The 25072-nt window shown below is 55.2% G+C and carries 21 protein-coding genes and 1 pseudogene; 6 read left to right on the top strand and 16 right to left on the bottom strand.

What is annotated here, in order from left to right:
* Positions 1-255: 255 nt before the first annotated feature.
* From P3T23_RS23210 to P3T23_RS23185, 6 genes and pseudogenes are all read left to right on the top strand, one after another.
* Positions 256-750 carry a hypothetical protein gene (locus P3T23_RS23210; RefSeq protein ID WP_429318470.1) on the top strand — a complete coding sequence of 165 codons (495 nt, stop codon included), beginning with the start codon at positions 256-258 and terminating at the stop codon, positions 748-750.
* 8 nt (positions 751-758) lie between these two features.
* Entirely contained in the window at positions 759-1745 is a 987-nt protein-coding gene (locus P3T23_RS23205; RefSeq protein ID WP_429318469.1) for a glycosyltransferase family 2 protein, read from the top strand.
* Positions 1742-2152, top strand: coding sequence for a GtrA family protein (locus tag P3T23_RS23200; RefSeq protein WP_429318468.1), 411 nt, complete (start codon positions 1742-1744; stop codon positions 2150-2152). Before P3T23_RS23205 ends, P3T23_RS23200 begins: the two co-directional genes overlap by 4 nt.
* A gap of 317 nt (positions 2153-2469) precedes the next feature.
* Positions 2470-3165, top strand: coding sequence for a class I SAM-dependent methyltransferase (locus P3T23_RS23195; protein ID WP_429318467.1), 696 nt, complete (start codon positions 2470-2472; stop codon positions 3163-3165).
* A gap of 103 nt (positions 3166-3268) precedes the next feature.
* Complete coding sequence (locus tag P3T23_RS23190) at positions 3269-5233, top strand: DUF7024 domain-containing protein (RefSeq protein ID WP_429318466.1); 1965 nt, start codon at positions 3269-3271, stop codon at positions 5231-5233.
* Positions 5234-5515: 282 nt separating this feature from the next.
* Positions 5516-5623: pseudogene (locus P3T23_RS23185) on the top strand (IS66-like element accessory protein TnpA); the annotation flags it as partial.
* A gap of 40 nt (positions 5624-5663) precedes the next feature.
* Here P3T23_RS23185 and P3T23_RS23180 read toward each other — a convergent pair.
* The 16 genes from P3T23_RS23180 to rfbB all read right to left on the bottom strand — a co-directional run bounded on the left by P3T23_RS23180 (position 5664) and on the right by rfbB (position 25052).
* Positions 5664-5822: a hypothetical protein gene (locus tag P3T23_RS23180; RefSeq protein ID WP_429318634.1), complete on the bottom strand. Its 159-nt coding sequence runs from the start codon at positions 5820-5822 to the stop codon at positions 5664-5666.
* Positions 5823-5944: 122 nt separating this feature from the next.
* Entirely contained in the window at positions 5945-7186 is a 1242-nt protein-coding gene (locus P3T23_RS23175; protein ID WP_429318465.1) for a class I SAM-dependent methyltransferase, read from the bottom strand.
* A 276-nt stretch (positions 7187-7462) separates the two neighbouring features.
* A complete protein-coding gene (locus P3T23_RS23170) occupies positions 7463-8269 on the bottom strand; it encodes a class I SAM-dependent methyltransferase (protein ID WP_429318464.1) in 807 nt (268 codons plus the stop codon).
* A gap of 996 nt (positions 8270-9265) precedes the next feature.
* A complete protein-coding gene (locus P3T23_RS23165; RefSeq protein WP_429318463.1) occupies positions 9266-10462 on the bottom strand; it encodes a glycosyltransferase in 1197 nt (398 codons plus the stop codon).
* Complete coding sequence (locus P3T23_RS23160; RefSeq protein WP_429318462.1) at positions 10459-11574, bottom strand: glycosyltransferase family 4 protein; 1116 nt, start codon at positions 11572-11574, stop codon at positions 10459-10461. The genes P3T23_RS23165 and P3T23_RS23160 overlap by 4 nt, the downstream gene beginning before the upstream one ends.
* The gene (locus P3T23_RS23155; protein WP_429318461.1) at positions 11562-12899 is read right to left on the bottom strand and encodes a glycosyltransferase family 4 protein; all 1338 of its coding nucleotides are present in this window, start codon (positions 12897-12899) and stop codon (positions 11562-11564) included. Before P3T23_RS23155 ends, P3T23_RS23160 begins: the two co-directional genes overlap by 13 nt.
* A 95-nt stretch (positions 12900-12994) precedes the next feature.
* Entirely contained in the window at positions 12995-15583 is a 2589-nt protein-coding gene (locus P3T23_RS23150) for a glycosyltransferase family 4 protein (RefSeq protein ID WP_429318460.1), read from the bottom strand.
* 29 nt (positions 15584-15612) lie between these two features.
* A complete protein-coding gene (locus P3T23_RS23145) occupies positions 15613-16998 on the bottom strand; it encodes a class I SAM-dependent methyltransferase (RefSeq protein WP_429318619.1) in 1386 nt (461 codons plus the stop codon).
* Positions 16999-17006: 8 nt separating this feature from the next.
* Complete coding sequence (locus P3T23_RS23140) at positions 17007-18230, bottom strand: ABC transporter ATP-binding protein (RefSeq protein WP_429318459.1); 1224 nt, start codon at positions 18228-18230, stop codon at positions 17007-17009.
* Positions 18231-18379: 149 nt separating this feature from the next.
* Entirely contained in the window at positions 18380-19303 is a 924-nt protein-coding gene (locus P3T23_RS23135; RefSeq protein WP_429318458.1) for a GDP-mannose 4,6-dehydratase, read from the bottom strand.
* On the bottom strand, positions 19263-20297 hold the full coding sequence (gene gmd / locus P3T23_RS23130; RefSeq protein WP_429318457.1) for a GDP-mannose 4,6-dehydratase: 1035 nt from the start codon (positions 20295-20297) through the stop codon (positions 19263-19265). Before gmd ends, P3T23_RS23135 begins: the two co-directional genes overlap by 41 nt.
* Before the next feature lie 144 nt (positions 20298-20441).
* On the bottom strand, positions 20442-21236 hold the full coding sequence (locus tag P3T23_RS23125) for an ABC transporter permease (protein ID WP_429318456.1): 795 nt from the start codon (positions 21234-21236) through the stop codon (positions 20442-20444).
* Between the two features lie 199 nt (positions 21237-21435).
* Complete coding sequence (gene rfbD, locus P3T23_RS23120; RefSeq protein WP_429318455.1) at positions 21436-22341, bottom strand: dTDP-4-dehydrorhamnose reductase; 906 nt, start codon at positions 22339-22341, stop codon at positions 21436-21438.
* 206 nt (positions 22342-22547) lie between these two features.
* Positions 22548-23099, bottom strand: a complete 552-nt coding sequence (gene rfbC / locus P3T23_RS23115; RefSeq protein WP_429318454.1) for a dTDP-4-dehydrorhamnose 3,5-epimerase — start codon at positions 23097-23099, stop codon at positions 22548-22550.
* Positions 23084-23977 carry a glucose-1-phosphate thymidylyltransferase RfbA gene (gene rfbA / locus P3T23_RS23110; RefSeq protein ID WP_429318453.1) on the bottom strand — a complete coding sequence of 298 codons (894 nt, stop codon included), beginning with the start codon at positions 23975-23977 and terminating at the stop codon, positions 23084-23086. The genes rfbC and rfbA overlap by 16 nt, the downstream gene beginning before the upstream one ends.
* 10 nt (positions 23978-23987) lie before the next feature.
* Positions 23988-25052 carry a dTDP-glucose 4,6-dehydratase gene (gene rfbB, locus P3T23_RS23105; RefSeq protein ID WP_429318452.1) on the bottom strand — a complete coding sequence of 355 codons (1065 nt, stop codon included), beginning with the start codon at positions 25050-25052 and terminating at the stop codon, positions 23988-23990.
* Positions 25053-25072: the final 20 nt, after the last annotated feature.

Genomic DNA, 25072 nt, shown 5'->3' with positions numbered 1-25072 from the left:
ACTGACGCGCGCCTATGCGGAGCTTTTGAATACCAATCCCTCGATTCTGTCGGCCCTGCAGCGTGGTACGCTGCAGAAGGCCCTGAAGACGAAATATATGGCCCCGGTTTTTTGCAGTACGGATTCTGGGTAGCCAGCCCTAAAGAATCCGACAAGCCTTGCTGGGTGAAGCTTGTCGGCCGGAATCGTATTGTGGCATTTGCAGAGACCTGGCATATTTGATGTGTAAATCCTGCAATTCCTGACGAGGTGCGAATGGATCCTAAGACGGCCGTGACGAAGCGAGATTTCTTTCGGCAACTGCTGCGCGGACACATGAATCGCGCGATAATTGACAGTTTCGCAATCCCGTGGACCACTTCCGGGATAGGGGCTGTCCATTCCTCTGTCATATTCTCACTTCTCCGACTCCCGAAAGCCGATCACCTCAATAGTCTGACAACCATTCGCCGCAACATCCTGTTGTCCGCTGATTATTTGACCATATTTGGATTGCTAATTATAGTCTGGCCGGTCGATGCCGGCCCTGCTGCAGTATTCGTTCCCGCCTATCTCTACCTGTTGTTCGTTCACATCGGCATCGGTTCCGCGGCGAAAGGCTGGCGCACGCTTATCCTTCCCGGCGTCCGCCTAGTCTTCTTCGGGATTATCTTATTCCCTACATATAACACCGCATTATCTGGAATTCCGTTCGGGGGATATTTTAAATATTCCGAGTTTAATATAACTAACGCAACTGACCAATCGTGACAGACAAAATGATCTCCGACAAGTATAAAGAGGCCGCCCAAATCGCAGTCGTGCTTCCTGCCTATAATGAGGAACTGACCGTCTCAGAGACTATCAGAGCTTTTAATCGTGAACTACCTGGCGCTGCTATCTATGTTATCAATAACAATTCAAAGGATGGCACGCAAATAGTCGCAGAGCAAACACTTTCTGAACTTGGATGCAGTGGAGCAGTAATCTGCGAACGGCGCCAAGGGAAGGGAAACGCTTTACGAAGGGCATTTCTCGAAATCGATGCGGATATCTACGTTCTTGCGGACGCAGATTCAACGTATCCGGCAGAACGGGTGCGCGATCTAATCACGCCTGTAATGAATGGGCAGGCAGATATGGTAGTTGGTGATCGGCATTCTGGCGGGCATTATGCGCAGGAAAATGATCGTCCACTGCATGGCTTTGGGAACGCCCTAGTTCAAGCACTAGTTAACCGCCTATTTGGCGCAAACCTGGTCGACATCATGAGCGGTTATCGCGTGTTCAGCCGCATGTTCGTGAAGTCATATCCCATTTTAGTCGAGGGTTTTCAGATCGAAACCGATATGACTCTTCATGCTCTTCATCAGCGGCATCGTATTATTGAGATTCCAGTCGAATACAAGGACCGCCCCGAGGGCAGTGTCTCAAAACTACAAACCATACCTGATGGTGCGCGAGTCATGTTCGCGATTGCTCAGATATTGCGCTACTACAGACCGCTGCTTTTCTTTGGCACAATGGGTTTCCTGTTTTCGCTGGCAAGCGTCATAATAGCGATACCTGTATTTAACGATTGGTTAAAATATCACTATATATATCACGTTCCACTTGCAATTCTAGCCTCCGCAATTAGCGTTGCAGCGATGATGATTTTTGGCGTTGGCCTTATCTTGGATACAGTCGTTCATCAGCAGCGCATGGAATTTGAACGAGATTTGTTAAAATTCACTCACATGACACGTCGACATTCACAGCAATGAAATATTGTTTTTCAAGAAAGCTGCTTGCGTTCGGATGCGTTGGCGCGATTGGATTCGCAGTCGACGCAGGCGTACTATCGCTGTTGACACAGGAATTTGGCCTCGACGTATACCTTTCGCGTTTGATATCATTTCCGACGGCGGTGTGTGCGACGTGGCTACTCAATCGGACGTGGGTATTTAAGCATCCGCATCGCGTCGTGCGCAACAAGCGACGGGAATATTTGAGTTATTTTTCCATTCAATCAATTGGTGCACTACTCAATTTTGGAATTTTTTCGGCGGCTTTAATCATTTATCCCGACTTGCGCGCCTATCCAATCATCCCACTCGCCTTTGGTGCGGTAGCAGGACTGCTTTTCAATTATGCCGGATCGCATTACTGGGTCTTTAAACACTCCTCTTAAATGGGTCTCCTAGCCGTCTCATGTAAGATCAGGATGGTTAACTAACAACCTTTACTTTATATAGAACGTACCCACGACACGTCACCGATCGAATTTCTCGGATAAGTCGCAGGTTTCATCCATTAAACCATGAATCTATTTTCTGTAAGTTTCATTTCCGGTTGACACGTTGCACGCAGTTGCAGCAGGCTTCGCAGAAGGAGACAAACACGCGAGGCTGGCTTCGGATTCATCAGCCCCTAGGACTGATAGAGTGGCAGTTCGTGACCGGTCGGTATGCGGATGTCGAAATTTCCAGTAGATGAGGATAGCAGACCATGAACTACAGTGGAACGGATAACTTAGAAGTAATGGCCGAAGCGGTCAACTACAATGAATATCTGGTGAAATTAGTACTTGCACATTCCAGCGCAGGCGATCGCATTCTGGATTTTGGTGCAGGTATTGGGACATTTTCCAAATGTATTGCAAAACGTGGACATGAAGTCTTGTGCGTCGAGCCCGATCCTAAACAAGCGTCTTTGATAACAGAATCGGGACTCACCGCCTACAATAACCTAAGCCACATCGAAAACAATAGCATTGACTATTTGTATAGTCTGAACGTATTAGAGCACATCGAAAATGACCAGGATATTATGAATGAGATTTACAACAAAATAAAACCAGGTGGACGGTTGCTAGTCTACGTTCCGGCATTTCAGCTCTTATATTCAAGTATGGATACCAAAGTCGGTCATTATCGGCGGTACACCAGACGTAGTCTGACCAATGTTGCTCGTCGCGCGGGATTTGAAGTATTGAAGACACGTTATGTAGATTCTGCTGGGTTTTTTGCAACACTTCTATATAAATTTTTCGGGAATAGCTCGGGCGATCTCAACACTCGTGCACTGATCGTCTACGATCGCTTGGTATTCCCAATGAGTCGCGTGGCCGATCGGTTGAGTGGGTTATTTTTTGGAAAAAACGTCTTTCTTGTCGGGGTGAAGCGTGAACACGCGGCCATCTGAACAGAAGATTCTCCGCGTCGCACCATTTATGCGAGTGGGCAATATTTTTAATTTGGGTACAATTCTTTTTATAATTGGAGTCTCTTACTCAATAGCATATTTTTTGTATCCTGCAACCCCAGGAAATAGTCAGCAATTTCCACTTGGGTGGTGGGGATGGGCCGATCAGGGAGAATACATCCGTTCCGCCAGGGCCATGGCCGACTTTGATTTCTCCTCTTCTAAACACTTTTATCCACCACTATACCCGTTTCTTGGCGCAATATTTGTGCACTGGCTCCCAAACCACCCTTTCTGGTTCGTGGATCTGGCAAGCCTCCTTTGGTTTTCAACGGTCTTTATATTACTTTCCCGAAGATACGTTGCAGGTTGGATCGCAACTCTTTTGTTTATTTTTTCAATACTGCTCAATTACACAATTTTTAAAGATTTTTTTATCCCGTGGACGTCGACCGCCAGTGCCGCACTGCTTTCAACCGGTATTTATGGCCTACTTCGATTACACAATATCGCAGACAACCACGGCAACGCGGATCAACATCCGACCGCGTTCGCCAGTTTTGTAATCTCACTTGCCATTGGCCTGATTGCGGCCTCGCGTCCAGTGGACGCGCTCGTGGGAGGGATCCTATGGCTCGGTTATGTCTGGCGCGCGTCGCGGATATCGGCCGACCACGGAACGAAGATTAATGCCCCACTCGTCAAATTTTTTCTGGCCGCTCTTGTCGGGCTGCTTGTCGGTCCGGTTATCTTCATTACGTTCAATTATCTGGTTCACGGAAGCATCTTGGGTGCATACGTCCAAGTTGCATCGTCAATGGGCTACTTTCCGGCCAACATACCTCAAAAACTTTATTCATTTTTTGTCGATGGCTACACGCTTTATCTGGAACCAGCATCCAGCCTACTTCAACACTATCCTTGGTTGGCATTTTCGATAGTTGGACTCGTTTATGTTTTCATACGTGCTGACTGGCTGTTACGCACCATCGCTTTCGCCGTATTGCTGCAGTTTATCCTATATCTCCCATATGGAGATTTACTGCCCAATGGATTGTGGCGGTATTCAAACGTGCACTATTTTAAGTGGACCTTCCCCTACCTTGCACTTTTTGCATGGCTGTTCGTCGACTTCTTGGCAAGGGAATGGAAGATCGACAGGAAGAGTTTCTTTGTCTGGCTTGGCCTTTCATTAATAGTGATATTTTCGCTCAGCACGATCAGAATGAAAATCGACTTAAAGGCTATCGGTTTACTTCCCGGTCACGCAATAGACTCGGAAAATCAGAGCCATATCTTGCTTGGCGGCGGAAATCAGAGAATGGATTTCATCGACATAACCGGCTTGCGAGGTGGATTTACCCAAATTTATATGGGCCATCACAGGATGTGGGTCGACGGAGCAGAACTTCATCTAAAGCAGGATTTCAGGGTGTTCCCCGCGCCTTGGGGTGTCCGTGTGCTGTTCAGTCGACCGATCCGGGCCAATTCAATTGACTTTCAACCTGATGCCCAGTTATTACGTTCTGGATCGGAGCTGCATGCCGAAGTTGGGAGTTTCCATTTTTCATTCGATACGCCAAGGCTATTTTGGGATGACGAAAACTTCGTTCCTGCTGCGCTATACAAATTCGGCGACGAAGTTGATTTTTCGACACGAGGCAATAGTGCTATGTACGCGCAGAATGGCTGGTCAGAGCCAGAGCCATGGGGGAGGTGGACGATCAATAACGGAGGGCGCCTGCGCCTTCGATTGGACTCACCTAAAAACAAACCCATATCGTTGCACCTGCGGCTCGGCTCGTTTGTGAATGAAAAACACCCGGTGCAAAACGTCGACATTATCGCGAACGGCACTCGTATCAGCCACATCACGTTCAGCGCCGCGCATGGAGATGACGGACCACATGAGCTCATCATCGAGCTGCCAATCAATTTGATTGACGATAGCAAGGAATTAACTCTTGTTTTAAATACTCCTGAGTCGACTTCACCCTCTCAATTGGGAATCGGGAACGATAACCGAATGCTTGGTGTCGGGGTTTCTTCCCTCCGTCTGACGCAATAACGCTTCCGAATGATCCTGAACGCGAGTGAGTTCGCCACATAAGTGAGAACTCACTTGTTCGAGTCGCTCGAGACAAATCGCAGGGACCGGCATATTGATGGCAGCCGTCCGGTCGCGACCGCATAGACGCCCTCTGAGGAGCATCAGTGTAGCGGCACCCGGGAGTTTCTGCCCTTCGGGCAGAGGTGTACCGCTGTGGAGGTTTTTTCTGTACGCGCCTCACGGCGACCGTTCTCCGGCCAGCAGTGAACGGGGGTAATTTGGCTCCCACCAAATATTTTCGTGGGAACCAAAGTGGCCGAGATTGTGGATGGCAAGAACGAAGCATCGGGTAAGCGCCTGAACTTTCCGCGCGAATTCAAACGACGGCTGGTCGAACAGACGTTCGAGCCCGGAGCTTCCGTATCGCTCGTCGCGCGCCGTAACGACATTAACACCAACCCTGCTGTTCAGATGGCGTCGCCAATATCTTCAGGGCGCATTTGGGGCGCCGCATCTGGAGCACGCGGAACAGCAACCCGATGGTGGCTACGCACCGTTCCAGCTTGAATTCGAGTGTGTACTGCGCCCGCTCTGCCTTGCCTGTCATCGTTGTTCTCCTTGCATGAGTTTACCGCTCAGCAAGGGATTCGTTTTTCGGAGGCAAGCTCATGCCTTCCAAACACCCGAATCGGTTTCTGCCAGAGCGTCGCTCCGACCGGACATGGGATGTCATTCAGATTCCTGCGGAAGAAAGTCAATCGACAGTAGTTCGAAACTGACATTGTTATGGCAAAACAACCTCATCTGAATATCGGATTCGGGACGTTGTAACTCGAATGGCATATCTATCACATCCGAGGCATGGTGGGTGAGGTCAGATCTCACCGACGCAATCGTTCTCGCTTCCTTCGAGACACAGACATCAATCGTTGCGTCACCTCGCGGCGAAACGTTCCTCGATAGGTTGGCTCGCGCTATCCATCGGCCAGCGGGAAGAGCACAGTAAGGGCCAAAGAATCCCCACCCGTTTGTTGCATTGCTGACTCTGATCGATTGGCTCTCTTTCTGGCCTACTGTAGAGCCTATCATCAGGTTGTTGGCCGGTGTCCAGAGGTTTCGGGAGTCGAATCGTCTTGCCTCCCACACGTTCGCAGCTGCATGCACGATCGATTCGTGTTTTGTTCCTTCCCATCCAGTCGAAAGCAGGGCATGACGGAAATATTCCTCGTTGAAGCCAAGCTCGAGCCAGCCATACTTTCGTATGGCCCATAGTGCTTCTCCGCCCAATCGGACGCCCCAAGGCATTGGGAAATCTTTTTCGATTGGTTCCCCGCCAAAGTAGATGTGCCCACCCGGCTTGACAGCCTTGTGAAGAGCACGAAGAAGTCTTAGATGGTCCACGCAATGATGGAAGCACTCGAAGAAAACAACGGCATCATATGGCTCTTCGACGGTTTCGGCCCACATGAAATCGGCGTTGACGACGTTGATCGAGACGCTGATCTGTTCTGCTCGGGCATGCAACAGCCGGCAGTATCGTTCCTCGATATCAACCGCAGTGACATCAAAACCTGCCTGCGCGAGCGCTAGGGTTGTATTCCCCCAGCCTGGACCGAATTCCAGTATCCGTCCGCCAGGCGGTACTTTCATGACTCGGATCAGCGACCCGACCGACAACAGCTGGTTGCCGACTGTTACTGTGTTACCGGTGTAGTAGGGAAAGGGATTCTTGACTAACGAGTCAACGTCAAACTGATACGACTCATTCTCGATGGCATATGATTTGCCGGCGATGGAAGCGTAATACTCGAGTTGGCTTTGGGCGTAGCTGTCGCTGAAGGGGTCGCCAGAAATTTCTGGCTGCCGCATCTTAAAGGACATGAAAAGTCTACGAAGCTCTTCATCCGACGCGGCAGAGTCGCATTCCGCAATTAACGCATCCAACTCATCAAGGGTGGTTATCGTGCGCATGGTTGCTCTCCGATTGGGGTACCCTTCACTGTGTTGTTTGTAAGCTAAAACAAGGGCGGAAGACTACCTCAGTTTTAGGCGTTGCCCTGTGTCCGGTTTCCGCGGGGACCCGCCCACTCTGCGGACGGTGGATCTGAATACACACTATATAAATCCAACCCCGGACGGCACAAACTGCGCGTTTCGAGGCGTCGAAATCCAGAAACGGAACAGACGGCTTGGGACGGCCCACGGCTTTGAATCGCCACAACTCGTGCTTACTGCACGCGGGTTCATTCACTCCACTTCCGACGGCTGATACGACCGATACAGCCATTCTGGCTTCTTCCCGCGATCGTCTCCCGTCTTTCTCGCACGCACAAAAATATACTGACCGAGATCGTGCTCCCGATACTCGACGAGGTGTCCAAACCGAGCAGGGTCGAGGTAGGCGCTGGTCATATTGTGATGCACATCGGCCGTGAACATCTCTTCAATTGTGAAGCCAACGTAGCTCAAAAGAAGGGACAACTCGTGCTTGTTGTACTCACGGTTGTGTCGCCCATAAGGCCCGAATGCACTATAAGGGTCGTAAATATTCGCACCGACGATCATCCGGGCAACATTCTCGATCCGGTTCACGTTCGGTGTCGTGAGCACCAACGTCCCGTTGTCGCGAAGGATGCGCTTGATTTCCCGCAACACGCGGCAGGGATCGTTCAACAGGTGCTCAATAATTTCACAGAACAGAACTACGTCCAGCGACCCCGTCTCAAATGGAAACTCGTCTTCTTCAATATTGAAGTGAGAATAGGCGAGTTCGACTTCTGCCCTGGCCTCGGGATTTCTGAATTCGTTTAGATATACGCGTTGCGAGGAGTCACCCTTTGGTACCTGCGGGCCGAAATAGTTGGCAAGCCGCCACTCGACAGGCGAAAAGCTTTTGAGGAGCATGGTGGTGAAGTAAGGATTTGCACCAAGCTCTAGACCGACGACTGGCCCATTTACACCGGCAACCGCCCGTTGCACGAGCCCAAATGTTTGCACAAACCGTTCAAAGTCTTGCTCGCAATAGCTCACAATAGACTCGGGAGCGTTTGACACGCGCACACTCCTAAGCCACTCGAACAGTTCGTCCCTTTTTACGCCTTGCGGCAAAGGTAGAGTTGGGCGTAAAGGGAAAGACTCAAGCGAATAATTTGACTTCGCGTCGTCAGCGGTCTCAAACAAAGCAGCAACTCTGCGCTTCCGTAGAAACATTTTACCCCTCGCTGTCTCGATGGCGTGTTGAAGAGTCTCACACCGGCGCAAGTCTTTCAAGTCCTTACCCAGGTGATAAAATGTCCATATCCTTTTCGAGCAACAACGAAAATGCATGCGCTGACGAATGACGTTCGCGGCCAGCCGTCCGCTGCTCCGACTGAAAATCGGACGCAAAAGCGGTGATAGGCTTGCCCTAAGGCTTTGGGCTATCGTCAATCATGCGACGGGCGCCACTCCTCGCACCAGTCATCCTCCAGCAAGACTTTTTTGACCTGCTCGGCGCTTTTAGCCCAGGTCAGCCGCGGCATTCCAGCCGAAGTCGGGACCCTGCCCCCTTCTCCCAGCTCGAGCAAGTTTTTACAGCTTGCGCAAGAGTGTCGGCCGAATCGCCGTCAAAATAGAACGCGTGCTCGCCCGCTACTTCGCGAAAAACGGGACGATCACGCGTGGTAATCGGCGGCCCTCTCTGCGCCCCTCAATCAACGCTAACCCGAATTCCTCACCGTTTGAAGCAGTCAAGAGACACGCGGATGCCTCATTTACTTTCTGGATTCGCACCGCCGTCAACAGCAGCAAGATACCCAAAGGCCACGGAAACGCTGAAGAAGGTATTGCCATCCGATAAATCCGATAGCAGCAAGCGCTCGCAGGCTGTCCAGTTCGTGCAGTCGGGATGGTCTCGTGGTCGTGATCGTGCCCTATCGATAGCGTGGCGGAATTCTAGCCAAGATCGCGCCGCCTCAGAATTCGGTGGAAATCAACACCGTCGTATCGAGGCTTGCGTGGTGACACTTTCAATACGCCCTACGGCTTTCGATGAATAAATGAACCCATCATTCACACCCAGTCAAACAACTGCCTCAGCTTTCCAAGCAATGGCGCGACCATCCGCCCCCACTCGTGTTCCTGTTCGACGAATGCCCTTGCCCGCCTCGCCATCGCTACTGCCTCAGCCTCATTGGCCATAAGCCACTCGATGCGCTCGGCAAATTCTTGCGGCGTATTCGCGATTAGAAGGTCATGCTCGCTTTTTGCGCCCAAGCCCTCGTATCCCAACAAAGTCGCCACGACCGGCAACCCCAGCGCCATGTACTCCAGAATCTTGTTCTGCACGCCCGCCCCGATTCGCATCGGGCACACGCCGATGGCGCCATCCGTAGCCGCATCCGCCACCGACGCAACCCGGCCTGTCACTTCGACACCGTCATAGGCCCTGAACCGCTCGGCAAGCGCGGGAGAAATCGAGCCCACGATCCTGAACCGGTAATCCGCGCGCTTGCGCAGCAAGGGCAACACCTCTTGCGCAAAGAAGTGACACATGTCCTCGTTCTGAACCGTCCGCATGTCGCCGATGAAAATCAGCACGCGGCTTGCCATACTACGCACCGAATACGGCAGCCCAGACAGATCAACTCCGTTCGAGCACACCATCACATTTCCGGCGTGCGAGCCGGGAAACAGATAATCCTTATCGGTTTGCGAAACCAGCACGGACAAATCGAAGTCGTCGACGATCGTGCGCTCGTATTTGTGCAGGCGTTTGGCCTCGAGACTGAGCACGCGCGACTTGAGCCCCCGTGCATTCTTGAGTTGCTTGACCCGGCTGTAGTTGAGCGAGATCGCGTCGGTCATTTCGAGAACACGCGGCTTGTCCGACTTGCGCACATACTCGGCACAGCGCACCAGATGGACGAGTACGCCGTCATGCGAAGGCATCATCCGTGCAACTGCCGCGGCAAATGCCCGACTACGGTAGTAGGCGACCTGCAACGGCGTCCGCGTGGGAAGCGCAAGCAGCGTGTTGATATACGAACGCGCCTTCGACAGAAAAACTCGCTCGACGCGGTCGAATACGCCGTCGTCAGGCAACTCACACTCCATCTCTTCGAGCGTCTCGCACAGGCTCAGCAGCGTCAGCGAGTAGTGGCGCGACAACGCCTTGCAAAGGTGATAGATCCTCAGCTTGTCTCCGCCGATCACCGGATAGGGAAGCCTGGGTGTCAGCACCAGCAGCTTTTTCTTGCCTGTTGTCACGACAAACGTTCCCAGAATTGCTGAATCGACGGGGCAAGGATTGACTCTGAAAACATACGCGCGCGGTCCACACCGTTGCGAACCCGCGCCTCGAACGTTTCGCCGCCGCTCCATACACCCCGGATCTGCTCGGCCATATCGCCAACTGAAAAGGGGTCGAAATGCAGACCACACCCGCCAACGATCTCGGGCATCGACGTCGTGTTGCTGCACGCGACAGGTGTACCCGAAGCCATCGCCTCCAGCAGCGGAATACCGAATCCCTCGAACAACGAAGCAAAGATGAATGCCCGTGCCTGCCGGTAATGCAGCTTCAGCTCCTGCTCGGAAACATACCCGAGCAGCTCGACATGACCTGCGATTCCCAGTGTGGTTGCCCGCCGAAGAAAATGTTCGTGATGCGCGGATTTAATCCCGGCAATGCGCAACCTGACGTCCTCGCCTAGCTTCGGCCTCGCCAACGCGAAGGCTTGCAGGAGGCGATCAACGTTCTTGCTGGGCACCTCTCCCGCCACGGTAAACAGGTAGGGTCGGCGATCGGCCTGACTGAGCGGAGGAGCGAACCAGTCGTCCGGAATCGAGCACGGAATGAGATGCACATCCTTTTCCGACAGTCCGAACTTCTCCACCAGTTCCCGCTGGGTGAATCGGGATACGGTCAGCACCACATCGGCGCGACGAGCCAGCGTGGGCACCACATGCCGTCTGTACACCCGCCCGAGAGTCTGGTACAGGGATCGCGACGGAGGCAGCACCCGCCAAGGTTGCAGATAGATCAGATCGTATATGACTGAGATCAGCCGGGTCCGGCCTGTCGATCGCAGTGGTCCAGTGTTGTACGGACACAGCAGGTAGTCCAGCTTCTGAGCCTCGCACAGGCGGGGCAGCTCGACCTGCTCCCACCATGGAAAGAAACCGCGGCCTTCACTAACGCACGGCCATTCCGTAGTCGTCACACCGCTCGGGGCTAGACCCAGCACCGATGCACTAACCGGCTCGATCAGCTGACGCGCGAATCGTCCCATGCCACGGTAGTTGCCAACCATCCACGTGACATCCACCCCTAACTTCACGCTGCATTCTCCACGGACAGATTGAATCACGAGCGACATGAACCATCTAGGACAGATCGATAAACCGCTACGGTTTTCTCGGCACACGCCTGCCAGGTCAGCTCGCGCGCTCTCGCCAGCCCTGCCTCGCGCAGCGCGTCGGCCTCGCGTGGGTGCTCGGTCACGAGGCGCATCGCATCGGCGATATCACCTGCGTTGCAGGGATCAACCAAAATGGCAGCATCTGCAGCCACTTCGGGAACGGACGTTGTATTGGACGCGATGACCAGAAGACCCGATGCGAACGCCTCCACGACCGGCAATCCGAAGCCCTCGCCCAACGACGCAAACACCAGCGCGCTGGCCGATTGCATCAAAGCACGCACGTCGAGATCCGGCAAATACTGCAACCAGCGAGCACTGCCTTCCGTTTCGCTCGCGCGCAGGCGGGCGACAAGGCTTTCACACCCCCACCCGGCCCTTCCGACGACAACCAATGGAAACTCTCGGCGCAAATCGGCCGGCAGACTGGCGTGCGCATCTATGACCCGATCGAGATTCTTACGCGGCTGCAAGGTCCCCACGCACAGGAAGAACTGCGCAGGCAAGCCCAACCGCTTCAGCACCTCGTCACGGGTCGTACCGTCGAACTGTTCAAAAAACCGTGGATGCACACCCAAGGGAACCACGGAAATGCGTTCTGCCGCGATGCCGAAATGTTCCACAATCGAGTTCTTCGAATACTCGGAAATCGTGATCACATGATCCGCCCACGCGCCCGAGCGCCGCAACAGCCAACGACGCAGCGCAGCCAGCTTCACGGTCGTCCACTCGGGATTCGACAACGGAATCGCATCCATCAAGGTCGCGATGACGGGCATCGCAGACAGTTTTGGAATCAGGTGATCCGTCGCATGGAACACGTCCACTTGCTCGGTGACAAGCTCCCTCTCGGCTACGCACTTCCACGGGCTCACGGCGCCCAGCGTCGCCATGACCGCGTGCCGGCCGAGATTCACAGGCGGCCGGGCACCCGGCAACACGTCATCGCCGACGAACGCACGATAGCCGGCAGGGACGAGATCGATCCCGCCTCCGGCGAGCAGGGCTCGCCCCAGTTCCTGCGTGTACGAGCCGATGCCGTCCACCCCGCCGTGTGCAATGCTACGGGCCAATGCCGTCGTACCAAAACCAACCTTCACCCATGCTCCTCGTTGTACATCCAGCGCAGTGTATCTTCCCGCAGCATTTCCTCGAGCGGCCCGACGACAGGATAATTTCGCCAGCCGGCCTTTGATCAGCTCCCGCGAGACCCGGTACCGATCTTCGAACGCACGATAGAAACTATCCACTACGGCAAGCTCCGCACCGTCGTCGGTATCCAAGCCACTCCGACAAAGTCTTGCATTTTTAAATTGACAACGTTGAAGACCAATGCGCGATCACGCCATTGGTAATTGTTGGCGATGTGGTTGCTTCATCAGCGCCGATTAGCAGGCCGCCAGATTTCGTACCAAGAGTCCTCAAAAACAACCTGCTTGAGCTGATCTCCACTCTGCTGCCACGTCAGCCACGGAATCCCAGCCGACGTGGGTGCACGCCCCGCCGACGAAAGGTTGAGCCACTCCTGCACGGCCTCAGCCAAGACCCCAGCCGAATCGCCGTCAAAATACAACGCGTGCTCACCTGCAACTTCCCGAAATATTGGCAACTCACGTGCAATGATGGGTAATCCTTTCTGTGCTCCCTCGATCAGCGGCAAACCGAAACCTTCACCAAATGACGCAGCTAGCAGGCATGACGATGCTCCGTATACCTGCTCCAGGTACTCGTCACTGATTCCCTGTAGCCAGAAAAGGTGTCTGTTCAATTCCGGATGCTGCTCGAGTCTATCCGCAAAGCCGTTGAGGCCCCAGCCGGCCTTTCCGACAATAGCCAGGTTGACGTTCACGTTGGCAGCCCAAAGCTGCTCAAACGCGGCAAGCGCTTGAGCGTGACCTTTTCTCGGCTCCACCGTTCCAACCATTAGTAGCGTCGGGTTTGCTCGCAGCTCCGAGAGGATCCTGTCGGCGTCCGCCGCAAGCCCAAGTGATGGCTGACTGCTTCCGATATCAGCGCCAAGGTGAAAATAGCCTAGTTTAAGATCATTCAAACGGGCCAATGACGCTGCATCAAGCCAACGGTGTAAATCATCAGCGACAGCACGAGAAATTCCGATCAGGCCATCAGATACCGTCGCGATCGTGCGTACCCACGCTGGAAAGCAACCTGCGATTCCCTCGTGAAACCATTCGGGTCGCAATACCGGTAGCAGGTCGTACACAACGAAGTAAATTCTGACGCCACGACGTCGCTGCGCAGCGAACCAATCTTGCACTTGCGGTATACGGTCGGCAACCAGATCGAGACCGAGAAATACATCGCCTTGCTGACTATCCAGCCATTCGTCTTCGCCAACGACCGTTTCGCGAGCGCCGTCATTTAGGCTACGCGAAAATCTGTTTGCGTATCGATAGCGCGCTTCCCCTCGGTCAAGTCGGACCGGCCTCACCTGCCAGCCTGCCGGGGGAGACTTCATCAACTGAAGCAGTATCGCGCGCGTCACGCGCTGAATACCGGATTTCGCGTCGTGTTCACAAAGCACCGAGACGTCAACGAGCAACTGCGGGACCCGTCCGACACGCTGATTCGCAGCAATGGCGTCGGCGGTCGCGAGGTAGTCGACATCCGAGGCAGGCAAGTCGAGACTCGTCACAGCGTCAATCAGCGTTCGATAGCGCACGTCAGCAGGCGTAAGTGTGCTTCCCGATCGGCTAGTGCATGACGCGCCCTCCCGATCACCGCCATCCCGACGGTGCGCAAAAGCATCCTCGAAACCTCGCAATGCCCGGCGGCCGGTCGAATCCCATGAAAATTTCTCGACCTGCGTCGCAGCGTGCGCTCGCAAGGACCGCCAGAATTCGGTGTCGCTCAATGCACGCTGCATCAACGCAGACATCTGTGGCAAGTTGAGCGGATCAAAGAGCGCATCGTCGCGGCCGATGACTTCGGGAATACTAGTCGCACTTGACCCAATTACAGCCGCACCACACGCCATCGCCTCAAGTGCGGGCAACCCAAAGCCCTCATGAAGCGACGGAAACACAAACAAATGGCACAGGTTGTACAAGGCGACGAGATCGTCATCCGATACGTAACCCGCGAGAACCAGTTCGTCGGGCGCAAGTCCTTTCGATTCAGCCAACTCACGCAACCTGGTGCAGTTCGACTCGGTCGCCTGACACACCATAAACAACTGGTATGAGCGTCGCAGTTCAGGAGGCAGCATCGCGTATGCAGCGATAAGGCCTTCGAGGTTCTTACGCGGTTCGACGATACCCGTGGTCATCACGAACGGACGTTCAATTCCGAAACGTCGGTTTAGCGCGTGACGTTCCGGTTCGGACAGTTCGAGGCGCCGGAACGACTCGGAAACGGCGGACGAAATATTGAAAATGCGTTCCCGTGGTATACCCAACTCACGCTCTGCCTCTTCGCCACAATACTCGGAAATCGCCAACAACAAATCCGCGCGCTTAAGCCCTTCGATTTTGTCGTAGTAGTATTTCCGGACGCCGTCATCGCGCAGATAGGTGCCCGGATTGACGAACGGAATCAGATCGTAGAGTGTGACCGCTGTCAGCAATTCCGGACCAAGTGCCTTCACGGAGGTAATGGCATTGTCCATGTACCCCTCGAACAAACTGCCGATGTGCACCAGATCAGGCTCTAGCTCGGCGACGGCATACTCACGTACAAGCGCCGCTGCACGCCCACGCCAATCGTCAATATCTCTGTGAATATTTAACGGCGGAGCTGAGAAGACGGCAATACGCCCGGCCGGCAGCAAACCGGAAAACGAATGCCGAATACCCTCTACCGTTTCCGGAAAGAGGTCATTCAGCACGATCCAGATTTCATGGTCTCCAGCGTTGCGCACAATCGCCTTGGCCAAGGCCAGACTGTAACGGCCAATGCCTCGCAGCCTGCTGACAGACTGGCAACCCTGTAAATCCAGAACAATGCGCATGGTAGTACCGGCAAGTGATTATCGATGTGTTAGTGCTTCTTCGCTTGCTGCAGATCATCGTAGACAGACCTTCCGCGAGCCGTGAGCTGATCAACCGATTCGATCACGTCGGCGGGTCGTACATTCGCGACTCCCCTAAAAGCGTCAGGCCCGGCAAAGTTCACGAGACGCGCGCGCAGCCCAGGATATTTCGCGAAGAGGTTGGCGATGCGTCGCTGGAGCGCTGGCCGTGAGCGCATGTAGGCAGCCGCGTGCAAAAACACCGGTTTAGCCACGCGCCTCACACCCGTTCTTGAGATACCGGCCCAGCGAAGCGCGTTGCCACCCGCTCGAATCGGAGCTGTCAGACGCCAACTCCGGCTGTTCAGCATGGCCTGAATCTGCTGTTGCGAGCGATTTGCCAGATCCTCGATTGCCGCAGCTCTGGCCTGAGCCTCACGTACCCGCGCCTCGAGTTCCTGTATGCGAGCCTGGCGCATCTCCTCGGCGTGCGCCTCGGTCAATCGGACTTGAAGCTCCTGCGCACGTACCGCCGTATCGCGCGCCGCCGCGTCCGCCTGCGCGGCCTTCTCCCGCCAGATAACAGCTTCCTTTTCTGCCTCTACGATTCGAGACAACAATGAATTCACGTCTTCCTCCTCATCTGCAGAGACCGCAAGTGGAGAAGTGCTAACGAGTGATTCGGCGATCCTGCTCAGATCAGCATCCTGCTTCTTGATCGCGATGATCGCGTAGTCGGGCGCCTGCATGAGATTCTGATCCAGCGCCGAGACAATTTTGTTAATAACTTTTGCGCCCATCAACTGACCGGGCATGAATTCGAGGTTGTTCTGCAAAAAACTGCGATTGACAGGAACGACAACTACACTTTCAAAACCCGAGTATTCCGCCGCGAAGCTCAACAGTACTGACGGAATGGGCCGCTCGTGGGTCGGATCAATATAGAAGTTGCACGCGCCAACGATAAGATTAGCCGGATTCGGCGTTTCAAGCAAAACCGCACCCCCATCGTCCACGACGCGGTGTGCTTCCTTCAGGAACTCCAGAAGACTGTTGAAGCCGAGGTGTTCGACTACATGAAAAGCAGTGATGAGGCTGTACGTCTGATCAGGCTGGTTCTTCAAAAACTCCATCGCATCGGCTTTGAACACCGACAAGCCGGCATCAATACCTGCCTTCACGAAGTCCTCGTTGAAATCGAGACCTTCCGCTGCAATTCCGCGCTCGGCCAGCAACTCCAGCCACTCGCCGCGCCCGCAGCCGACGTCGAGCATCTTCTTGCTGACTTTGGCGCCGAGAGCCTCGACAAACGGCAAGTAGACACCCTGGCGTGCCTTGATCAAATCCCGACTGCCGCGAAAACGGTCTTCGAGCGCCCGATAGAAGTCATCTGAAACCATGTAATTCCCCGATATCTTATTAGTTAGTAGTTTTCAACATTCAATTCAGGCTCGATCCATGCACAACCGACAAACTTCGTCTTGGACATGTTGATCACCTGAAATACCACGGCCAGATCGCGCCACTCGTAGTTCTTCCCGACGTGCGTGTCGCCCGCATGCAGAGCGGTCGCGATCGAATAGGTGCCTTCACCCAGATTCATTGGGAAAGTGAACTGGTATCTAACTCGATCACCAGCAGCAAGCGCCTTGGCTGAGCGTTTGAGGTGGTGCGTATTGGTACCGAAGATTGGCTGGCCAACCCGGTCCTTGATCACGTAGCCGAGGACCAGGTCTTCGATGTCCGCGTTGATCGCTACATCGATCTCCAGCGTCACCTTGCTGCCAACGTCGACGACTTCCCCACCCTTGCCCTCGGCGCTCACCAACCGGATGCTGGATATCGATGCCTCGCCGGACCCTGATCGGGTCTGCGCCTTCCCTTCCGGTGTTTCAACCTGAATGACGGACGTCGCTTCCTTGTCGGCAAGCAAAGCGTTGTAGTAGTCGAAGATTTCCTCGGGCGAGCCTTCCTTCGCGAGGTGCCCCGCATTCAGCAGGATCGCTCTGTCGCAGATAGCCTGAATGGCTGTCTTGTCGTGGGACACAATCAGCAGAGTCGTGCCCTCTTCGCGAAACGAGCGAATACGGTCGAAACTCTTGTGCTGAAAATAGGCATCGCCGACGGAAAGGGCTTCGTCGATAATCAGAATATCCGGGCGATGAAATGTCGCGACGCTAAATGCGAGGCGCATCTGCATCCCGCTCGAATAGACCCGCACAGGCTGGTCGATTGCGTCACCGATTTCGGCGAAATCTTCGATTTTCTGCATGTTCTCGGTGATTTCACCCACCGAGTAGCCCAACAGCTGGCCGGCCATCAGAACGTTTTGCCGGCCCGTGAAGTCCGCGTGAAAACCCATTCCCAGTTCGAGCATGGCGGCTACTCGACCGGTTATCGCGATGCTGCCCTGGGTCGGTTGAGTCGTGCCGGTGATCATCTTGAGCAACGTGCTCTTTCCCGCGCCATTGATGCCGACAATGCCGATCGCCTCACCTTGCCTGACTTCAAAGTTGATGTCTTGCAGCACCCACTTGAGTCGGTGCCGGACAAGCGGTGCCGGCGACAACCACTCCAGCAGACGCCCGAAGCGCGATGGATACTGTTTGTATGCTTTGCTTACGTTCTGTACGGAAATGCTGCCCATGAAATTCGATCACTCTTCCTGTTCGAAGTCTGCGAGGGGCCGCCGGCGAACAAGTGCGGATCCGCTTGAATTCGGGCAAACGGCTGCGTAAGCGCCTCGCTTACGTCGTTTCATTTCCCATGGTCCGCGTTGGACGCATGGCATGTAAATCAGACGCCGACCATCCACTTGATGGTCGACGCGAAGTCGACGGGTTCGACGTCGTGAACGAGCGAGCGGAGCTTGACCGCAGACCCGACAAGCGTCTTCACTTCGTTCTGCCGTACGAATGCGGGATTCACCCGAACTTCGAGATCGTGGCCGGAAGCGTCCCGTACCATTTGCAGGACATCCTGCAATGTATAGGGCTTCTCACTGCACACGTTGACAGTTTCGGATTCGGCGCCTGATTCGAGCAGCGAGCGATAGACACGAGCAACCGTGCGCACGTCCGAAAAATCTCGTGCGACGTCAAGATTGCCGAGTTCAATAAACGGCTGGCGCTGCACGAAGTGCGACACGATCTTCGGCACCAAAAACCGTTCGGACTGTCCGCGCCCGGTGTAATTAAACGGTCGGGTCATCACGATGGGCAACCGGTCGAACCACGTGCGAACGAGGTGTTCCATTGCAACCTTGCTCGCGGCGTAGTGGTTCACCGGCGCGGGCGTGACGCTCTCATCGACGACACCCGCGGCGTTGCCGTACACGTTCGCACTGCTGGCCACCAGGATCTTGTCCGGCCGATGCCCAACGTCGATACATGCCTGTAGCAGGTTCAACGTTCCGAGCACATTGACGCGATACATTTCGAGCGCATCGTCGTGAGCAACGAAACTGATGGCGGCCAGGTGCACGATGTGGGTGGGCCGCAATTCGTCGATCACGCGCCGGCATTCATCCAGCGACGTGATGTCGAGTGTGCGCTCGCCCGGGGCCGCAACCCCGACGAGCGTGCCTGTGACTTCATAGCCGGCATTCAGCAATTCATCGCGGACATACGCCCCCGTGAAGCCGTGCACGCCCGTCACGAGCGCGCGGCGCAGCACCGGCTCAGAATGAGAAGCCAACTTTGTTTCTCCGGAGGTCGGCATCGACCATCATCTTGCACAGCGCTTCGAGGGAAGTCTTCGGCTCCCAGCCAAGTTTTGCCTTCGCCTTTGCCGGGTCACCGATCAGCAGCTCGACTTCGGCCGGCCGGTAGAACTTCGGATTCACGCGAACAAGCACCTTGCCGTTCGACGCATCCACGCCCTCTTCCTGCTCGGCCTGGCCACGCCATTGCAATTCGGTCCCGACAGCCTTGAACGCCATCGACACAAAATCGCGGACCGTTTCCGTGCGATTGGTCGCCAAAACGAACGTATCGGGTTCGTCGGCCTGCAGCATCCGCCACATCCCTTCGACGTATTCTTTGGCGAAGCCCCAGTCGCGCTTTGCGTCCATGTTGCCGAGTTCAAGTGTCTCGAGCTTGCCCAGGGAAATCTTCGCGACGGAATCGGTAATTTTGCGAGTAACGAATTCGCGGCCTCGAAGCGGAGACTCGTGGTTAAAAAGGATACCGCTCGAACCGAAGATGTCGTACGACTCGCGATAGTTGACCGTGATCCAGTGCGCGTACAGCTTGGCGACGCCATACGGGCTGCGCGGATAGAACGGCGTATCTTCTTTCTGCGGAATCGCTTGAACCTTGCCGAACATTTCGGACGTCGAGGCCTGATAGAAGCGGATCGAACGGTTCACGATCCGGATCGCCTCGAGCAGATGCAGCGCACCCACGCCTGTGATTTCGGCCGTCGTAACCGGCTGGTCGAACGACACGCCCACGAAGCTCTGCGCCGCGAGGTTATAAACTTCGCGCGGTTGGGCCTTCTCAAGCAGGCGGATCGTCGCACCGAGATCCGTCAGGTCATGCTCAACAAGGTGCAGTTTGGGATGGTTCAAGACACCCAGTTCTTCCATACGCCAGAAGTTGACAGAACTGGTACGTCGATAGGTACCGTAAACTTCGTAACCGTGTTCAAGCAGCAACTGCGTCAGATACGCTCCGTCCTGCCCCGTGATGCCAGTTACAACTGCGCTTGTCAATTCACTCTCCTTGAGAATATCCGGCTTCGCGATAGCCACGCGGAACACGGACACAATACTAAATACTGCTGCCGATTATATCTGAGCGCCTATCCCGCCCAGGCGGCAGAAAAAGGCACGGGTCGGCGCCGGCAACCAGCCGCCTTAAAGTTCGTCGACCATCTCCGCTGCATGCCGGCGAAACAGATGAAGGCCCACCGCGCACATCAGCAGCCCGAGGACCAGGACCGGCCACACGAGCCCCCAGTCAGGCCACATATGATTCACAAGAATCGTTTGATATCCGAGGACCAGGTCGGCCATCGGATTGAGCTTGACCAGAAGCTTGGCCCTTTCGGGCAGGATGTGCCACGGATAGACAATGGGTGTGAACCAGAACCAGAACTGCATAAAGATGGTCATGAACTGGCCGACGTCGCGGAAAAAGACGTTCAACACGCCAAGCGTGATCCCCAGTCCAATGCTGAAAATGATCTGCACCAGCAGCAGCGGCAGCAGCCCAAGATACGTTACGCCCGGAAAATTGCCCGTAACTACCAGAAAAATTGTGAAAAGTGAAAAAATGATCGCGAAATTCATCAAGGCCGAGACCGTGACGATCACAGGCAGCGCGATACGCGGGAAATTCAGCTTTTTGAGCAGGTTTGCGTTTTCGACAAATACACCCTGACCGCGCGAAATCATTTCGGCAAACAAGCCCCACGTCAGCACACCCGCACAAAGGTAGATACTGAAGCCGAACGTACTCTGTACGCCCGGCATGCGCGATTTCATGACCTCTGCGAAGATCACCGTGTACACAAGGATCATGGCCAGCGGCTGCAGCACCAGCCATAGCGCCCCAAGCATGCTCGTACGGTAGCGCGTCTGAAACTCGCGTTTTACGCTGCCAATGATGAATCCTCGGTACCGGATCAGGGCAACCAACAATGCACTCAACGTGTGTCCTCAATGGTTTATCGCTAGCGGTGAAAACGACACCGCAGGCCGATTGCTGTCATGAACGAAGTAAATCCGGACCTCCGCGGTCGCGCCGTTCCAGCGGCCGGCTATTGTCCGTTATCCCTCTCGGGTAAGGCAACCGCTCTGAACGTCCAGGTGCGATGGCCACAGCGCACCGCGCCGACGTCCCGACCTTTCAATACTGAAGGCTTGCGATACACAACTGCAAGGCGTCACGCCAGTCGGGCGCCCGCACACCGAACCTTGACGCAAGCTTTTCGTTCGACAACAGGGAGTTCCTCGGCCGCTTCGCCGGCGTAGGGTATTCATCTGACGTAATCGGCTTCACCAATGGCCGCGTCGGCGGCAACGCCAGTTCGAAGATCGCTTCCGCGAACCCGGCCCATGACGTGGCGCCAGCCGCTGTCAGGTGATAAACGCCAGAATGCTCACCCCACCAGCCAGCATCGCTCCCATGCTCGATCAGCGCCTGCGTTGCGATCTGGGCGGTCAGGGCGGCTATTGTGCTTGACCACGTCGGCGCTCCCACCTGATCGGCCACGATATTCAATTCAGGTCGCTCTGCAGCGAGCCGCAACATCGTGCGCAGAAAATTACGGCCGCGCGTGCCGTAGACCCAACTGGTTCGAAACACCAGATACTTGCCGCCAACCTGGACGATCGCCTGCTCGCCAGCGAGCTTGCTCCTGCCATACACGTTGAGCGGGTTCGTCGGATTGTCTTCGTTATAAGCACATTCCTTTGTGCCATCGAAAACATAGTCCGTCGAATAATGAATAATGGCCGAGCCGACGCGCCGAGCTTCTTCGGCCAGCACGCCAGGCGCCTCCGCATTCATCCGCGTCGCCGCGTCCACATCACTTTCGGCACTATCAACCGCCGTATAAGCCGCAGGATTGACGATAAGCGTCGGTTTGATCTCTCGCACGACACGCTGGATCTGACCAGAATCAGCCAGATCGAGGGTTCGCCGGTCAGGAGCAACAATGCGACCAAGGCCCTGCAAGCTGCGCAACAACTCAAAACCCACTTGCCCGGTTGTACCGGTCACAAGAATTGTTGGTTCGTTGGAATCGGCCATGGGATAGTAAACCTCAGAACTCGCGCACCCACATGTCCGCGCCCTCGCACCAAACTGGCGACCGGGCTTCTGGATGCACGATTATAGGATCGTCGGCCGAACGGCCGAAGCGAGCTAACAAACTGATACAAACGTGCTGATTTTCTTTAGATTCAATGTTTTGCGCATAAATTCGAGTTCAGGCTAGCTATAGCCAGCCTTGACACTCACGCATATGTTTCAGCCTCTACCAACCCTTTTCCCGCCGCATCCTTCGCAGCCAGCGTTGGCTCACCAGTAGCAGGCCACTCGATCCCGACCTGCGCATCATTCCAGAGCAGACACCGCTCATGCTCCGGAAACCAGTAATCCGTGGTCTTGTACAGAAAGTCAGCGGTCTCCGACAGCACAACGAACCCATGCGCAAACCCCGGCGGAATCCACAACTGACGGCTGTTCTCCGCACTCAGATTCACGCCCATCCACTTCCCGAAATTCGGCGAACTCCTGCGGATATCAACCGCCACATCGAACACCTCGCCCGAAATCACCCGCACCAACTTCCCCTGCGGATGCTGAATCTGATAATGCAACCCACGCAGCACGTTCTTCGCCGAGCGCGAGTGGTTATCCTGCACGAACTCGACCCCAGCCTCCACCTTCTCCGCGAACTCGCGGGCATTGAAGCTTTCGAAGAAGAATCCACGCGAATCGCCAAACACCTTCGGCTCGATGAGCTTGACTTCAGGCAGCGCCGTTGCGGTTACCGTGATTGCCATACGACTTTGTCCGTCAGAAGATTCTTGAGATATTGCCCGTAGCTGTTCTTCGCAAGCGGCGCGGCCAGCTTCGTCAGTTGCTCCGCGTTGATCCAGCCGTGCCGGTAGGCGATCTCTTCCGGACATGCCACCACCAGCCCTTGCCGCTTCTGCAGCGTCGCGATGAACGTGGCCGCCTCGATCAGCGAATCATGCGTGCCTGTATCGAGCCAGGCATAACCGCGCCCCATGATCTCAACGCGCAGCTTGCCCGCTTCCAGATACCGCGAGTTGACGTCGGTGATTTCGAGTTCGCCGCGGGCCGAAGGTTTGATATCGGCGGCGATATCGCAGACATCGTTGTCGTAGAAATAGAGCCCCGTCACGGCATACGACGAACGCGGCTCCGCTGGCTTCTCTTCAATCGAAAGCGCCTGCATCTGCTCATCGAACTCGACCACGCCATAACGCTGTGGATCGTTGACGTGATACGCGAACACGGTCGCGCAATCGGTTCGCGCGTTAGCCTGTTCCAGCTGACGCGCGAGATCGTGACCATAGAAAATGTTGTCGCCGAGAATCAGCGCACAGGGATCGCTGCCGATAAACTCGCGGCCGATGATGAACGCCTGGGCCAACCCATCTGGTGAAGGCTGCACCGCGTACTGCAGATTCATCCCCCACTGTGAACCGTCGCCAAGCATCGACTGGAAACGCGGTGTATCGATGGGCGTCGAGATGATCAGTACATCACTGATCCCGGCGAGCATCAGCGTCGAAAGCGGATAGTAGATCATCGGCTTGTCGTACACCGGAAGCAGTTGCTTCGAAACGGCGTGAGTGATCGGGTACAGCCGCGTGCCCGATCCGCCTGCGAGAATGATTCCCTTGCGTGACATCGACGCTCCTTTAAGCCTGCCCGGCGTAGTGCTTTTCCATCCAATGAAGATAACTGCCGCTCGTTACGCCGGCAATCCACTCAGGGTGTTCCAGATACCACCGCACCGTCTTCTTCATCCCGGTTTCGAACGTTTCAGCGGGGCGCCAGCCAAGCTCGCGCTCGATGCGCGTAGCGTCGATCGCATAACGGCGGTCATGTCCCGGACGATCCTTCACGAACTCGATCTGCCTCGCGTACGGCTCGCCCGACGCCGATGGACGCAGTTCGTCCAGCGTCTGGCACAGCGTGTGCACGACATCGATGTTGGCTTTCTCGTTCCAGCCGCCGATGTTATATGTCTCGCCCAGCGCGCCCTTCAGTAGCACGGTGCGGATCGCGGAACAGTGATCGCCGACGTACAGCCAGTCGCGTACGTTCCTGCCGTCGCCATACACAGGCAACGCTTTTCCGGCAAGCGCATTGATGATGGTAAGCGGAATTAATTTCTCGGGGAACTGATACGGACCGTAGTTATTCGAGCAGTTGGTGGTCAGCACCGGCAGCCCGTACGTATGGTGATATGCGCGCACAAAGTGGTCGGACGCTGCCTTGCTTGCCGAATACGGACTGTTCGGCGCGTACGGCGTACGCTCGTTGAAGGCGGGATCGGTGGGTTCGAGCGAGCCGAACACCTCGTCCGTGGAAACGTGCAGGAACCGGAATGCATCCTTTTCGCCGCCGGTGAGGCCATTCCAGTAGGCGCGGGCCGCTTCGAGCAGCGTGAAGGTGCCGACGACGTTCGTCTGCACGAATTCGCCGGGCCCGTGAATCGAACGGTCCACATGGCTTTCCGCCGCGAAGTGCAGCACTGCGCGCGGCCTGTGCGTCCTGAAAAGCGCATCGAGCGCCTCACGGTCGCAGATGTCGACACGCGCAAAAATGTGACGTGGGTCGGACTCGAGCGGCGCGAGGGTTTCCGCATTGCCCGCATAGGTGAGTTTGTCGACGTTGACGACAGGTTCATCTCCGTCGCGCAGCCAGTCGAGTACGAAGTTGGCGCCGATAAAACCCGCACCACCAGTCACCAGAATCATATTCTTCCCTCTCGATTGCC

Origin of the sequence: Paraburkholderia sp. GAS448 (genome assembly GCF_050435685.1) — a bacterium.
GTDB lineage: Bacteria > Pseudomonadota > Gammaproteobacteria > Burkholderiales > Burkholderiaceae > Paraburkholderia.
The sequence above is the reverse complement of the archived record's forward strand: the minus strand, read 5'-3'. Positions and strand labels throughout refer to the sequence as shown.